The organism is Pseudomonas sp. p50(2008), assembly GCF_015351605.1.
GTDB lineage: Bacteria > Pseudomonadota > Gammaproteobacteria > Pseudomonadales > Pseudomonadaceae > Aquipseudomonas.
The window spans coordinates 451,271-466,469 of sequence record NZ_JACMYF010000006.1; the positions used below are offsets into that span (position 1 = coordinate 451,271).

Genomic DNA, 15,199 nt, shown 5'->3' on the forward strand with positions numbered 1-15,199 from the left:
GTAGGATGCCGCCAACAAAGGTGACTGCCTGCGTACGCAGGGCTTATTGCAACAACAAAACAGCGGCAGATATAAAATGCATAAAAAAGACAAGACAGAAAAACTAAAAAACAACATCAAGTATTTGATAAAGAGTCGCGGGGAGACTCGACTTTCATTGTGCAACGCCAGTGGATTGACCAGAACAACTATCTATAACATCTTGGAAGGAAGGGTCGTAAACGTACAACAGTCGACCATTCGAAAAATATCCGATTTTTTTGGTGTTTCTTACAAAGAGATAGAAGCGGTTAATTTTGAAGAGAGGGAAATCATAGAAAGCTGTGCCTCGCCAAACGGAAACATGAATCCAGCAGCGGTGCCGATAATTCGAGAAAGCGTTCTTATTCAGAGCCTTGACAAAAGAATTGGTGAGTTGGCAGCCACTCACCCGCTGACGTATTACTTCGGAACGGCTTGCAATCTGATCGGAGTGCTTCTTGAAAATGATATTAACGGGATAAATGAGGCAGGCGACCTTCTAATAGTGAAAAAAGGATTATCGAATGGCGATGGCGACAAATTGGTGTACGACCTGATAACAGAGAGATTTGCGATCACCAGTAACGACCCTGGCAACGACACCACACAAATAATTGGAGTTGTGATCGAGGAAAGATTCTATGGAAAATAACAAAACACCAGACAACAGCAAATACAAACTACTAGGATTTGAGAAAAAACATAATCTCGTTGTTATTATGGTGATCTCTACCGGAAAAATAGTAAAAATAAAGATAAGCGAGATTCTAAAAAACGAAATAATCGACGACCTGAGCAAGTCGGAAATTAAAGACATATACCGGAAACACTATTCCGGTGGATCCGCGCCCACTACCTACGAGATGAATGACCGTCATGAGCGATCATGGTTAACTTACGTCGCCCTCAACCTGCTTCTTTTTGCACTTTATATTTTTACAAACGTCGCCGCGACGAAGCTCGTATACATAGAACTATTTGATATTGTTGTGACTCCCGGTGTTTTTCTTTACCCGCTGACTTTCCTGATAGTAGATATACTGAACGAATCTTACGGCCTTAAACTCGCTAGACGGGCTATATTATTCGCCTTCGCAAGCAATGCTTTTATTATAATTTTGCTTAGTTCCACCAGCTACCTCCCAGGCTTGGAAGGCTGGAAACTCGATGCACCTTACACAGAAGTAATGACGCATGTTTCATCTGTATTAGTGGCATCCTGCATTTCGTTTCTTTTTTCCGAATACGCAAACTCGTATTTGCTGTGCAAAATAAAAGAACTAACATACTCCAGATTTCTATTTTTACGCGTTTTCTTCAGCACTTTCTTCGCAGTGATCATAGACAGCTTTCTGTTTTGCTTCATTGCCTTTTATGGAACAATGCAAAACAGCGACATTCTCCATATTGTTTACGTTCAAATAGCGATAAAAATGTGCTTTGCTGTTTTCAATATCCTGCCTGCCTATGGGGCTAGGTCGTTATTCAAAAAATACATAGCAGGAAGCCAAACCGCGTAGTAATTGGGGATTTCGCTTTGATAGATATCTCCCCAGCATTCTATGGCAGCCATCGGATTTGATCCGGGTACATCAGAAATGTAGGGGTTGGCTTTCGGGGCGCTATCGCCGGCAAGCCAGTTCCCACATTTGATCAGGGTGCATCAGGAAGATATTGGTCGGCTGTGACGCCGTCATCGCGAGCAAGCTCAGCTCCCACAGAGAACGCGAAGGTCTCAAGCGTCAGGTCGGCTGCCAGGCCGCCTCGCTTTGGCTTTTGATCTGCTTTTGATTTTGATCTTCTTGCCCCATCGGCAGGCCGAGCGCAGGTGCTGCGCAGTGGGCAACCCGGCATGGATGCCGGGTTAGCCGCGCACGGCCAAGGATGGCCGATCGCGGCGGGCCCACGGAGCAGGACCGGAGCGAGGGTATGCCGAGCCTGGGCGAGGCACCGGACGAAAGGGGCAAGAGCGTTTGGTTACTTTGCGCTTTTCAAAGTGACTCGCCGTAAGGGCGAAACCAATAGAAGCCGTAACCACAGGAATGGATATGTACATCAGCAAGATACTCCCCGCCGATCAGACCGCTATCGCGAGCAGGCTCGCTCCTACAGTTTGAACCGGGTGCATCAGGGAAATACTCATAGGCTGTCAAACCGCCATCGCCGGCAGGCCAGCTCCCACAGTTCGATTCGGGTGCATCAGGAAGATATAGATCGGCTATGAGGCCGCTATCGCGAGCAGGCTCGCTCCTACAGTTTGATCCGGGTACATCAGGGAATACTTATTTGGCTGTCAGGGCGACATCGCTGGCAAGCCAGCTCCCACAATTTGATCCTGGTAATTCCGAGCAATTCATCGGTTATGAGACCGCCATCGCGAACACGCTTCGCTCTTCACTTACAGCGCAATGCACGCCTCCCAACCCCACCTGACGACCGGCATCAAAAACCAATTGCCACAAAATATTACATACGTCATATTACATCCGTAATAAATACCGCCCTCCACAGGTAAACCCACCATGACCAGCATGCCCAGCCTTGAACCCGAGCTCGCCGTCCCGGTGAAATCCAGGCCTCCCCTGCTCAAACGCCTGCTCCTGCTGATCGCCCTCATCGCCGCGCTGATATTCGCCGGCCTCTATGCAACCCACTGGTGGACTGCCGGCCGCTTTATCGAAACCACCGACGACGCCTACATCGGCGGTGACGTAACGGTGATCGGGCCGAAAGTCGCGGGCTATATCGACGACGTGCTGGTCACCGACAACCAGAAGGTCAAGGCCGGCGACGTGCTGATCCGCCTCGACTCCCGCGATTACCGCGCCAACCTGGCCAAAGCCGAAGGCGCGGTCGCCGCCGAAGAAGCGCTGCTCGCCAACCTCGATGCCACCGAACAACTGCAACACGCGGTCATCGGCCAGGCCCGCGCCGGTATCGACGCCGCCAACGCCGAAGCCTCCCGCTCAAGGGATGACAACGTGCGCTACAAACGGCTGGTCGGCAGCAACGCGGTCTCGGTAGAAAGCGCCCAACGCGTGGACGCCACGTTCAAAACCGCGCAAGCACTCAGTGCCCGGGCTCAGGCGGAACTGCTGGCCGCACAACGTCAGTTGAACGTGATCGAAACCCAGAAACAGCAAGCCCGTGCTGCCTTGATGCAGGCCCGTGCCGAGCGTGATCTCGCGCAATTAAACGTGGGCTACACCGAGTTGAAAGCGCCGGTGGACGGCGTTGTCGGCAATCGTCGGGCGCGGGTTGGCGCTTACGCTCAGGCCGGTTCGCAACTGTTGTCGGTGGTGCCGTCGAGCGGGCTGTGGGTAGATGCCAATTTCAAAGAAGACCAGCTCGCGCACATGACGTCGGGTCAGCGCGTGATCATCCATGCGGACGTGCTCTCGGGGCGCGAATTCCATGGGCATCTGGACAGCCTGGCACCGGCCAGTGGTTCGCAGTTCAGCGTGCTGCCACCAGAAAACGCCACCGGTAACTTCACCAAGATCGTGCAACGGGTGCCTGTGCGCATCCTGCTGGATCCCGCGGATGGCGTACTGGGTCACCTGCGTCCCGGCCTGTCGGTCACGGCAGAAGTGGACACTCGCGAGGAGACCAAAACCCCAGTCGTAGCCAGCGCACCATGAGCCGCGCCCTCGCCGCCCCGGCGCAGCCGTTCAATGCCGCCGACATGGCCACGGCGACCAAGGTCTTCGCCTTCGCCAGCATGTGCATCGGCATGTTCATTGCGCTGCTGGATATCCAGATCGTCTCCGCTTCGTTGCGTGACATTGGCGGCGGGCTCTCGGCCGGCACCGACGAAACGGCCTGGGTGCAGACCAGCTATTTGATCGCCGAGATCATCGTGATACCGCTGTCCGGCTGGCTATCCCGAGTGTTTTCGACCCGCTGGTTGTTCTGCGCATCGGCGGTGGGTTTTACCCTGGCCAGTCTGCTGTGCGGCGCGGCGTGGAATATCCAGAGCATGATCGCGTTCCGTGCCCTGCAAGGGTTTCTCGGCGGCTCGATGATCCCTTTGGTGTTCACCACCGCGTTCTTTTTCTTCACCGGCAAACAACGGGTGATCGCGGCGGCAACGATTGGTGCGGTGGCTTCACTGGCACCCACCCTCGGCCCCGTGATCGGTGGATTTATCACTGACATTTCATCCTGGCACTGGCTGTTCTATATCAACCTGGTGCCGGGCATTTTCGTCGCCGTGGCCGTGCCGATGCTGGTGAAGATCGACCAGCCGGAACTGTCGCTGCTCAAGGGCGCCGACTACCTGAGCATGGTGTTCCTGGCGCTGTTTCTCGGCTGCCTGGAATACACCCTTGAAGAAGGTCCGCGCTGGAACTGGTTCAGCGACAGCACCATCCTCACCACGGCCTGGATCAGCGGCCTGGCCGGCCTGGCGTTCATCGGCCGCACCTTGCACGTGGCTAATCCTATCGTCGATCTGCGTGCACTCAAGGACCGCAACTTTGCCCTCGGTTGCTTCTTTTCGTTCGTTACCGGCATCGGCCTGTTCGCCACCATCTACCTGACACCGCTGTTCCTCGGCCGAGTGCGTGGTTACGGTGCGCTGGACATTGGTCTGGCGGTTTTCTCCACCGGGGTGTTCCAGATCATGGCGATTCCGCTGTACGCCTTTCTGGCCAACCGCGTCGACTTGCGCTGGATCATGATGACCGGCCTCGGGCTGTTCGCGTTGTCGATGTGGGATTTCAGCCCGATCACCCATGACTGGGGAGGCAAGGAATTGATGTTGCCGCAAGCTCTGCGCGGGATCGCCCAGCAACTGGCCGTACCGCCGGCCGTCACGCTGACCCTCGGTGGACTGGCACCGGCGCGGCTCAAACATGCATCCGGCTTGTTCAATCTGATGCGAAATCTGGGTGGCGCCATTGGTATTGCCGCTTGCGCGACCATCCTCAACGATCGCACCAACCTTCACTTCACGCGGTTGGCGGAAAATCTCAACAGCACCAACGAAGCGCTAAATCAGTGGCTGTCCCAGGTCGGCAACAACTTCGCCACCCTGGGCCAGAGCGGCGACACCCGTGTGACGGCCGGCCTGCACCAGCTGTGGCTGCTGACCTATCGCGAAGCGCAGACGCAAACCTATGGCGATGCGTTTCTGATGATCATGGTCTGCTTCATCATTGCCACGGCGATGGTGCCCTTGATGCGCAAGGTGCAACCACCGGCCGCGCCGTCAGCGGATGCTCACTGATCAGTCTTGAGGCATTTTGCGGAAGCCGACCGCCAGGCGATTCCAGCTGTTGATGGTGGTGATCGCCACGGTCAGGTCGACCATTTCCTTGGGGCTGAATTCGGCCGCCAGTTGTTCGTAATCCTCATCCGGCGCGTGAGTCTGGCTCAGCAGGGTCAGGGACTCGGTCCAGGCCAGGGCCGCGCGTTCACGGGAGGTAAAGAACGGCGTTTCGCGCCAGGCCGACAAGGTGTATAGACGACGCTCGGCCTCACCGCCCTTGCGGGCATCGGCGCTGTGCATATCAAGGCAGAAGGCGCAGCCGTTGATTTGTGAAGTGCGCAGCTTGACCAGTTCGATCAGGTTTTTTTCCAGCGGCAGTTTGGAGACGGCGGTTTCCAGCGCGATCATGGCTTTGAGCGCGTCAGGGGAAGCGGTGTAGAAGTCGATGCGAGGTTTCATGTCAGGCTCCGGGTGCAAGTGGGTGTGGAGCTAAAATAATCCCGTCGGTGGCGCTGACAAATAGCCAATATTTCAGAAGTTGGGTAGGCCACTGGGTGGGGATAGCAACTCAGCATTCTCAATTCAAGGGCTGAGGTGACTTTGCTGGCCTCATCGCGAGCAGGCTCACTCCTACAGTTGACCGAGTACTCTTATGGGAATGCGGTTAGAAAGGTGGGAGTGAGCCTGCTCGCGATGGGGCCGGCAAAGCCAACGCAATCTCCCTACCCCTGGCCACGCCCCCGCAACCATTGCAAAAACCCTTTCTTTGGCACCACCTTCGGCGCTTCCTGGGTCAGGGTTTGTGCTTTGTTCAAACGGAAATCCAGCAATGTCTTCATCGCTTCGCCGATGTCATGCCGTGCGTCCAGGCAAGGTTTCAGGTAGTCCTTTTCGATCCGGTACAAACTGCAGGAAGTCTTGGCGCTGAAGTCCGCCGGCAACGCCGTATCCGACAGGATCCCGCCCTCGCCGATCACCTCGCCCGGCCCCATGCGCCCGGACTCGAACTTGACACCGCCGCGACTCAATTCCACCGACACCACACCGGACTCAATGATGAACAAATGATCGCTGACCTCCCCCGCAGGCAGGATCATTTCACCGGCGCGGAAGCTTTGCAGGGTCATGTGCTGGCTGAACGTCTCTTTCTCTTCCTGGCGCAGGGTGGAGAAGATGGTCGAGCTGTCCAGCAGCGCCAGTGGCCGTGACAGGCCGGCGGGCGCATTGGATTCGACGTTCGACAACAGACTCACACCGCACGCCTGCAAGTGCCGGAACGCCAGGTCAAACAACTGATTGCGCACCATGCGTTTCTGATCCATCGACGCTACGAACCCGCTGATTTCGTACTCCACGCCGGTGGCGCTGGAGCCTTTCAAGGCCACACAGGGCGCCGGTTTGATCAACAGATAGCGGCAACCCTGCATCGCCCTCTCCAGTGCATCGATCACTGTTTGCGGCCGCGCGTGGGGGCTCAGTTGCAGGCTGATGGAGACGCCGAAAATGTCGCTCGGTCGGCTGAAGTTGATGATCTTGGCTTTAGCCGCCAGCGAGTTGGGAATCACCGCCATGCTGCCCTGGGCCGTTTGCAGGCGCGTGGCGCGCCAGTCGATGTCGGTGACCCGACCTTCGGTGCCGTCGATGGAGATCCAGTCATCCAGTTGATAGGGTTTGGTCGTATTCAGGACGATCCCGGAGAACACATCGCTCAAGGTGCTTTGCAGCGCCAGGCCGACGATGATCGCCAGCGCGCCGGAGGTCGCCAGCACGCCCTTGACCGGCAGGTCGAGCACGTAAGCCAGGGCGGCAATAATGGCGATGAGGAAGATGACTGCGCCCAACAGGTCTTGCAGCAACCGTCCGGTATGCCCGACCCGCTGCATCATCACCGCGCCAATCAGCACCGTCAGGGTCCGCGCGCCGAACAGCCACCAGCCGATTTGCAAACCGGTCGCGGCCAGGTGCAGCGGCACATCGTCGGCCCACGGCGCCGGTTCCAGCGGGTTCAATCCCTCGTTGAACAGCAGAAAGCTGAACAGCGAAAAAATCACCAGTCGCACCACCAGCTTCCAGTTACTGCCGTTGGCACTGATCAAGCGCCAAAGCCCCAGATCGATGAGGATCAGGACCAGCGCGCAGAGCAACGGATGATCGGCGAGCAATGACGGCATCTAGCGGCTCCAGCAATGTACGGATGGGCACAGTGTAGGAGCAATTGGGAATGTCAGAACAACACAAAACCCTGTGGGAGCGAGCCTGCTCGCGATAGCGGTGTAACAGTCAACATAGCCGTTGAATGTTATCCAGCCATCGCGAGCAGGCTCGCTCCCACAGGGTCACTGCATCAGCCTGAATTACTTGCCTTCAGTCAGCGCGTTGTAGCTGGTGAACAGGTTGCGGTAGTCCGGGATGTGGTTGGAGAACAGAGTACCCAGGCCTTCCACATCGTTGCGCCAGTCGCGATGCAGTTCACAAGCCAGGCCGAACCAGGTCATCAACTGTGCGCCAGAAGACGACATGCGGTCCCAGGCGGATTGACGGGTCAATTCGTTGAACGTGCCGGAGGCATCGGTCACCACGAACACATCGAAACCTTCAGCCAGGGCCGACAGTGCCGGGAAGGCCACGCAGACTTCTGTCACGACGCCCGCGATGATCAGCTGTTTCTTGCCGGTGGCCTTGATGGCCTTGACGAAATCTTCGTTATCCCAGGCGTTGATCTGGCCAGGACGGGCAATGTACGGCGCATCGGGAAACAGGGCCTTGAGCTCAGGCACCAGCGGGCCGTTCGGGCCGGTTTCGAAGCTGGTGGTCAGGATGGTTGGCAGCTTGAAGTACTTGGCCAGATCGGCCAACGCCAGCACGTTGTTCTTGAAACGATCCGGTTCGATGTCGCGCACCAGCGACAGCAGGCCCGCCTGGTGATCTACCAACAGAACGGCGGCGTTATCCTTGTCGAGACGTTTGTAAGAAGTAGTCATGGGGTAATCCTCGCTATTTTATCGATGCCGACCAGGCCGGCGGTAAGGTTTTCGTTTTCTCGTTTAATCGGGGCCTGACAAGCGTAGTTATCCAGGCCCGGTACACCACTGCGTTACTGCAATCCATTCAACCGCTCATCCGGCCAAAACGACCCGACTGAAAGTCGGTGAACGCCTGCTGGATCTCTTGCTCGCTGTTCATCACGAACGGGCCGTGGCCGACGATCGGTTCGTCGATCGGCTCGCCGCTGAGCAGCAACACCATGGCGTCGTTGTTGGCTTCCAGGGTGAGCTGATGGCCATTACGTTCGAACAACGCCAGTTGCCCTTCGCGGACCAGTTCCAGGCCGTTGACCTGCACCGTGCCACGCAAGACTACGAGCGCAGTGTTACGGCCTTCGTGCAGATCCAGCGTCAACAGCTTGCCGCCGTTGAGTCGCAGGTCCCAGACGTCAATCGGGGTGAACGTACGCGAAGGACCGGTGTGACCGTCGAATTCGCCGGCGATCAAGCGCAGGCTGCCGGCGTTGTCCTTGAGCGGGATGCTCGGGATGTCACCGTCGAGAATCGTCTGGTAACCGGCGTCGGTCATTTTGTCCTTGGCCGGGAGGTTGACCCACAGCTGCACCATTTCCAGGGTGCCGCCGCTTTTGGCGAAGGCTTCAGAGTGAAACTCTTCGTGCAGGATTCCCGAGGCTGCAGTCATCCATTGCACGTCACCCGGACCAATCTTGCCGCCGCTGCCGGTGGAGTCGCGGTGCTCCACTTCGCCCTTGTAAACGATAGTCACTGTTTCGAACCCGCGGTGCGGATGCTCACCAACGCCGCGACGTGCCGTGGTCGGAGTGAATTCAGCAGGACCGGCGTGATCGAGCAGCAGAAACGGGCTGATGTGTTTGCCCAGGTTGTCGTAGGAAAACAGCGTCCGAACCGGAAAGCCGTCGCCAACCCAGTGGCTGCGTGGACTGGTGTAGATACCAATGATGTTTTTCATGGTGCCTCCGAAAATGGGGTTTGAAGCGATGGACAAAGCTTAAAACTGAACCCTTTGATGCGCTAGACTGCAAAAATCACTCATAGCGTTCTATTTGGAGAACGATGGTGGAAGACCTCAACACCCTCTATTACTTCACCCAGGTGGTCGAACACGGTGGTTTCGCCGCGGCCGGACGCGCGCTGGACATGCCCAAATCCAAGCTCAGCCGACGCATTGCCGAGCTGGAGGAACGCCTGGGCGTACGCCTGCTCCATCGCACCAGCCGCCAGTGTTCGCTGACCGAGATCGGCCAGGCCTATTACCAGCGTTGCCTGGCCATGCGGGTCGAAGCGGAAAGCGCCGCGGAACTGATCGAGCGCAATCGCTCCGAACCCCAAGGCCTGGTGCGCATCAGCTGCCCGACTGCGCTGCTCAATTCCTGGGTCGGACCGATGCTGAGCCGGTACATGCTCAAGTACCCGCTGGTGGAGTTGTTCATCGAGAGCACCAACCGCCGGGTCGACCTGATTCATGAAGGGTTCGACATCGCCCTGCGTGTGCGTTTTCCGCCGCTGGAAAACACCGACATGGTCATGAAGGTGCTGGCCAACAGCACCCAATGCCTGGTGGGTAGCCCGGCGTTTGTCGAACGCCTGTCGACGCCAGCCTCCCCGGCCGACCTCAGCGGTCTGCCCAGCCTGCATTGGGGCGCGGCGCAACGGGAATATCAGTGGGAGCTTTTGGGTGCAGACGGCGCCAGCGCGGTGATCCGTCATTCGCCGCGCATGGTGACCGATGACCTGTTGGCCCTGCGCCACGCGGTGCTTGAGGGGATCGGCATCGCGCATCTGCCGACCGTGGTGGTGCGTGAGGACATCGCCGCCGGCCGATTGGTGGAGTTGGTGCCGGGATGGGCGCCGAAATGCGGAATCGTCCATGCGATCTTCCCCTCACGTCGCGGACTGTTGCCCTCGGTGCGAGCGTTGATCGACTTTTTGGGTGAGGAATTCAGTCACGCCGACATTGCCTAGATGTTGTTTCGGACTGGGTGGGTAGTTGTTGAAGATCAAAAGATCGCAGCCTCGTTTCACTCGTCAGTTCCTACACCGTACCTACGCTGCTTTTTTCACAGCTTGTTTTGGGATTCATGACTTGCAGTCAACACTGCTTTGTCCCACCAGCGGTTTTTCCCAGGGATGCACACGCGGATACTGATGCCCATACCCACTGCAACCCTGGAGTCATTTGATGTCTATTCCCGCATTCGGTCTTGGTACGTTTCGCCTGCAAGGTCAGGTGGTCATCAACTCTGTGAGCACTGGTCTGGAACTGGGTTATCGGGCAATCGATACTGCGCAAATCTACGAAAATGAAGCCGAAGTCGGCGAGGCCATCGCGGCCAGCGGCATTGCCCGTGACGAGCTGTTCATTACCAGCAAGATCTGGGTCGCAAACTTTGCCAAAGACCGTCTGATCGACAGCCTCAAAGAGAGCCTGAGCAAACTGCAGACCGACTATCTGGACCTGACTCTGATCCATTGGCCGTCGCCTGAAGATCAGGTGCCTGTGGAAGAATTCATGAGCGCTTTGCTGGAAGCCAAACACCTTGGCCTCACCCGACAGATCGGCGTTTCCAACTTCACCGTCGACCTGATGAAACAGGCCATTGCCGCAATCGGTGCCGAACACATCGCCACCAACCAGATCGAACTCCACCCATACCTGCAAAACCGCGCCGTTGCCGGGTTCGCGAAAAGTCAGGGGATCGGGATTACTTCGTACATGACCCTGGCCTACGGGGAAGTGCTCAAGGACCCGGTGATCCAGCAGATCGCCGAACGCCTGCAGGCCACGCCGGCACAAGTCACCCTGGCCTGGGCGATGCAGCTGGGTTACGCGGTCATTCCCTCGTCGACTCAGCGCGCCAACCTGGAAAGCAACCTGAAGACCTGCAACCTGACCCTGAGCGACACCGACATGGCCTTGATTGCCGGTCTGGATCGTGGTCACCGGCTGACCAGTCCCAAGGGCATTGCGCCGCAGTGGGACTAAGCGTCAATCCTGCTCAAGGCTAAGCTCCAGTCGCGCCATGGCCTGTTGCAACTGATCGACGGATGCGTCGATCAGTGCCTTGTCGCCCTCGCCGCAGGCTCGTTCAAGACGTTCGCAACACTCCACCAGACTGCCCGCCCGGACCATCAACGCCCCGCCCTTGATCCGGTGCGACAGCACTTTCAAGGCGTGATGATCGCCACGGGCATGGGCCTGGAGCAGTTCTGCCCGATCGCTGCGATTGGTCACGGCCACATCGCGCAGCAACTGATCGATCAACTCGCGGTCCGCCCCCACAAACTGCTCCAGTCCACTCAAGTCGATTTCTGTATTGGCGGGCGCGTCGCTGTCGGCAACCGCTGCACTGAACTTCAATGCCAGCCATTGGTTCAAGTCTGCCAACCGAATGGGCTTGAACAGGCAGTCATCCATACCGGCTTCCAGACAACGCACCTTTTCCTCGGGCTGCGCATTGGCGGTGAACCCAAGAATCAGGGTGGGCTGCAAACCATTGGCACGCTCTTCATCACGTATCGCCCCTGCCAGTTCGTAACCACTGAGCACCGGCATGTTGCAGTCAGTAATCAGCACATCGAATTCGTGTTCACGCCATTGCAGTAATCCTTGTGCGCCATCCTCGGCCACCCGCACGTGATGCCCCAGAAAGCTTAATTGCCGCGAAAGCAGCAGGCGATTGGCCGGGTAATCGTCGACCACCAGAATCGTCAGCGAGCGCACGTTTAACGGGGCAACGTCAGCCACGTCGACCTCACTTGACGACAACGGTGGCAATACCATCAGATCAAGCTGAACGTCGATCTTCGTGCCCTGCCCCAGGGCGCTGTCGAGCTGCAATCGCCCGCCCATCATCTCGCACAAGGTACGGCTGATCACCAGCCCCAACCCGGAACCCTGACGCCCCGACTGCGGGTTATTGCCGGCCTGTACGAACGGACTGAACAGACGCTTCTGATCGAACTCGCTGATGCCAATACCGTTGTCGTTTATCAGCACACTCACCGCCAGATGACTGGCCCGTTTCGGCTCAACCCGCAACGTCAGGCTGACTTCCCCGACCTCGGTGAACTTCACGGCGTTGCTCAGCAGATTGGACAGCACCTGCTTGAACCGCGTGGGATCGATCATCACATCGCAATCGCTTTGTGCATCCAGGTCCACGCGCCAATAGAGATTTTTCTGGCGTGCCAACCCTTCGAAAATCCGGCAGACCGACTCCACCAACTTGCGCAGATTCGCCCGCTCGGGTGCCAGCGACAGATGCCCGGACTCGATGCGCGCGATGTCCAGGATGTCGCCGATCAGCGCCAGAAGTTGCTGTGCCGAACTGGAAGCCACCTCGATCGCCGAGTGGTCTGGAATGCCCTGCTCAGCCTGCTTGAGCGCCAGTTCGAGCATGCCGATCATGGCGTTCATCGGCGTGCGGATTTCATGGCTCATGGTCGCCAGAAAGGTTGTTTTCGCGCGATTGGCATCGTCGGCGGCGTCCTTGGCTTCCTGCAATTGCTGCAGCAGCACCTGGCGCTGACGGATCTGGCGACGCTGCCAGACGATCCACGCCAGGGCAAGCAACAACAGCGCCCCGGCGGCGGCAAAGGCCCGGAGAATGTCTTGTCGATGCCGCAGCCAATAGCTGGGTTCGACCATCAGGTCGTTGCGCCAGTATTGGGTCATTTCATCGATTTCTTCGGGTGAAATACTCAGCAGTGCCTTGTCGAGTATCGAATGCAGCTCCGGTGAACCCAGACCTGTCGCCAGGGTGCTACGGGCCGGGTCTGTGCCCACGGTGCTGGTGACTTTCAGACGTCCCTGGAACTGGCGGGGAATCATGTAGCGAGCGCCGATCAACGAATTGATGGCTCCCTGCGCCTCGCCCCGGTCGACCATTTCCATGGCCTGTGCCGTCAACGGCGCGGCGATCAGCTTGATCTGCGGGTGATGCTGGCGAAGGTATTGCGCCGTACTATTGCCTTGGGTCACGGCCAGGGTTTTTCCAGCCATTTCGTCCAGGGTCGAGGGGCTCTGAGGGGCTGCTCGAACGACCAGCACGTTGGGGCTGGTCAGGAAAGGCCGGGTGAACAGCAGATCGGCTTCGCGCTCAGTGCTGGGGCTCATGCCCGCAATCAGGTCGACCTGTCCGGACTTGATCTGGTCGATCATTTCGACCACCGACTTCAAGGGCTTGACGTCGAACTTGAGCCCGGTGCGAACACTGATTTTTGCGAGTACATCCGCACTGATACCCCGGAACGTTCCTTCGCCGTCGATGAAGGATATCGGCATGATGTTTTCGTTGATCGCTACGTTCAAGCGCGGATGTTCATCGAGCCAGCGCTGTTCCGCCACGCTGAAATTGAGCGGTAGATTTCCCGCAATGCTCGGTCCGCCAGCGCCCCAGCGACGCAGGATATTCAAGCGCTCATCAATCGGAATCACCGCCAGCGCCCGATTGACGATGCGCTGTAATTGCCCGTTATCGCTGCTCATCGCAAACGCAAAACGACCGGACTCCATCCGCGAAAAATCCGCCAGTTGTACATTGTTGATGTAGTTTTTGCTGATCAGATAATGGGTACTGATGGCATCGCCCAGATACACATCTGCCTGACGAAACGCCACGGCCCCCACGCCTCCCAACGTCGAAGGGAATAACTCGACCCGCGCTTGTGGATAGAAAGACTCTACCTCCTGCCGCGGCAAATAGTGATAGAGCATCGCCAGCCGTTTGCCGGCCAGTTCAGGGTCCAGCGGCTGCGACGAACCGGCCTGCGTCACCAGTACCGGTTGATCGACGGCATAGGCACTGGACATCAGTAACTGCGGGTCCTGGGCTTCAAAACGATTGGATGTTCCCAGCAAGTCCGCCGTGCCTTGCTTGATGGCGGCCAGCGCTTCTTCGCGGGAAGGGTAACGTTGAACCTCGATCTCCACGTTCAACAGTTGCTTGAGCAACCCGGCATAGTCTGCCGTCAGGCCCTCGAATGCCGTACCGGTGGTGGTGATATCGAAAGGCGGGTAATCCGGCGCCGAAACGGCGAGCACCAGACGGCCTTTTTTTCCCAGCCATTGAGCATCTCTTGCCAACAGCATCGCACTATAGCCAGCGACGCTTGATCGGCACAGCAAGGTCAGTGCTTGTGGCTGCGCCTGGGCGACCGTGATCCAGAGGCACTGGCCCAGCAGCAGTAACGCGGTCAGGCAGCGGCTCAGGAAGGTCTTCATTCAGATCAGATGATTGCGCTGGGCGAAATCCCTCAGGTGGACCAGCGAATCCACATTGAGTTTTTCAATCAAACGCGTTTTGTAGGTGCTGACGGTCTTGTGGCTCAGGTGCATTGCCTCGGCAATCGCCTTGTTGGTAATCCCTCGGGCCAGGTGCAGGAAAATCGTCATCTCACGATCCGAGAGCTGATCGATGCGCTCCTTTTCACTGCGTTGCAACGCGCTCAACGCCACCGTATTGGACGGCAACTGGGCGAAATAGCTGTAGCCGGCCATCACCGCGTGCACGGCTTTGTGCAAATGCTGCAAGTCGTTTGACTTGGCAACGTACGCCGAAGCACCGGCGCGAATGCAGCGGTCCTGAAAAAACGCCGGTTCCTGGGACGTAAAGACCAGCACCCGGCATCGCTCCGCACCGTCATGGATGCGCCGCAGTACTTCCAGACCATCGAGCGAAGGCATTGAAAGATCCAGCACCACCAGCTCCGGTTGGTGTTCACGGATCATCGGCATGACTTCGTTACCGCTGCTTGCCTCGTGGATGCTTTGAAAGCCCTCCTGGCGAAGCACAAGTTTGACTGCGGCGCGAACCACCGGATGATCGTCCACAATCAGCACTGACTTCATGGCGTCTCCCTGTAATAAATGACGATGTGCAATGAATGTCCACGAAGCAGGTCCCGGATCAACGCAACAGCTGCGCGAAAATTCTGGCAT

General features: G+C 57.5%; 12 protein-coding genes. 6 read left to right on the forward strand and 6 right to left on the reverse strand.

Going from position 1 to position 15,199, the window contains the following annotated elements; translation table 11 throughout:
* Positions 1 to 76 precede the first annotated feature (76 nt).
* The 4 genes from H7698_RS19390 to H7698_RS19405 all read left to right on the forward strand — a co-directional run bounded on the left by H7698_RS19390 (position 77) and on the right by H7698_RS19405 (position 5,251).
* Complete coding sequence (locus H7698_RS19390) at positions 77 to 673, forward strand: helix-turn-helix transcriptional regulator (protein WP_194692492.1); 597 nt, start codon at positions 77 to 79, stop codon at positions 671 to 673.
* Positions 663 to 1,541 (forward strand): queuosine precursor transporter, encoded by an 879-nt coding sequence (locus H7698_RS19395; RefSeq protein ID WP_194692493.1) that lies wholly within the window; start codon positions 663 to 665, stop codon positions 1,539 to 1,541. The genes H7698_RS19390 and H7698_RS19395 overlap by 11 nt, the downstream gene beginning before the upstream one ends.
* 1,002 nt (positions 1,542 to 2,543) lie before the next feature.
* The gene (locus tag H7698_RS19400) at positions 2,544 to 3,662 is read left to right on the forward strand and encodes an HlyD family secretion protein (protein ID WP_194692494.1); all 1,119 of its coding nucleotides are present in this window, start codon (positions 2,544 to 2,546) and stop codon (positions 3,660 to 3,662) included.
* Positions 3,659 to 5,251 (forward strand): DHA2 family efflux MFS transporter permease subunit, encoded by a 1,593-nt coding sequence (locus tag H7698_RS19405; protein ID WP_194692495.1) that lies wholly within the window; start codon positions 3,659 to 3,661, stop codon positions 5,249 to 5,251. Before H7698_RS19400 ends, H7698_RS19405 begins: the two co-directional genes overlap by 4 nt.
* On the opposite strand, the gene H7698_RS19410 is transcribed toward H7698_RS19405, so the two are convergent.
* From H7698_RS19410 to H7698_RS19425, 4 genes are all read right to left on the reverse strand, one after another.
* Positions 5,252 to 5,692 (reverse strand): carboxymuconolactone decarboxylase family protein, encoded by a 441-nt coding sequence (locus H7698_RS19410; protein WP_194692496.1) that lies wholly within the window; start codon positions 5,690 to 5,692, stop codon positions 5,252 to 5,254.
* Between the two features lie 263 nt (positions 5,693 to 5,955).
* Positions 5,956 to 7,404, reverse strand: a complete 1,449-nt coding sequence (locus H7698_RS19415) for a mechanosensitive ion channel domain-containing protein (protein WP_194692497.1) — start codon at positions 7,402 to 7,404, stop codon at positions 5,956 to 5,958.
* Positions 7,405 to 7,587: 183 nt separating this feature from the next.
* Positions 7,588 to 8,214 (reverse strand): isochorismate family cysteine hydrolase YcaC, encoded by a 627-nt coding sequence (ycaC, locus tag H7698_RS19420; protein WP_162440403.1) that lies wholly within the window; start codon positions 8,212 to 8,214, stop codon positions 7,588 to 7,590.
* A 127-nt stretch (positions 8,215 to 8,341) separates the two neighbouring features.
* Positions 8,342 to 9,208 (reverse strand): pirin family protein, encoded by an 867-nt coding sequence (locus tag H7698_RS19425; RefSeq protein ID WP_194692498.1) that lies wholly within the window; start codon positions 9,206 to 9,208, stop codon positions 8,342 to 8,344.
* A gap of 104 nt (positions 9,209 to 9,312) precedes the next feature.
* On the opposite strand from H7698_RS19425, the gene H7698_RS19430 reads away from it, so the two are divergent.
* Together H7698_RS19430 and dkgB are read left to right on the forward strand one after the other, a co-directional pair.
* Positions 9,313 to 10,221: a LysR family transcriptional regulator gene (locus tag H7698_RS19430; RefSeq protein WP_194692499.1), complete on the forward strand. Its 909-nt coding sequence runs from the start codon at positions 9,313 to 9,315 to the stop codon at positions 10,219 to 10,221.
* Between the two features lie 217 nt (positions 10,222 to 10,438).
* On the forward strand, positions 10,439 to 11,242 hold the full coding sequence (gene dkgB, locus H7698_RS19435; protein WP_194692500.1) for a 2,5-didehydrogluconate reductase DkgB: 804 nt from the start codon (positions 10,439 to 10,441) through the stop codon (positions 11,240 to 11,242).
* Between the two features lie 3 nt (positions 11,243 to 11,245).
* Here dkgB and H7698_RS19440 read toward each other — a convergent pair whose 3' ends face one another.
* Both H7698_RS19440 and H7698_RS19445 read right to left on the reverse strand, forming a co-directional pair.
* Positions 11,246 to 14,482: a transporter substrate-binding domain-containing protein gene (locus H7698_RS19440; protein WP_194692501.1), complete on the reverse strand. Its 3,237-nt coding sequence runs from the start codon at positions 14,480 to 14,482 to the stop codon at positions 11,246 to 11,248.
* Positions 14,483 to 15,109, reverse strand: a complete 627-nt coding sequence (locus H7698_RS19445) for a response regulator transcription factor (RefSeq protein WP_194692502.1) — start codon at positions 15,107 to 15,109, stop codon at positions 14,483 to 14,485. It lies immediately after the preceding gene.
* Positions 15,110 to 15,199 lie beyond the last annotated feature (90 nt).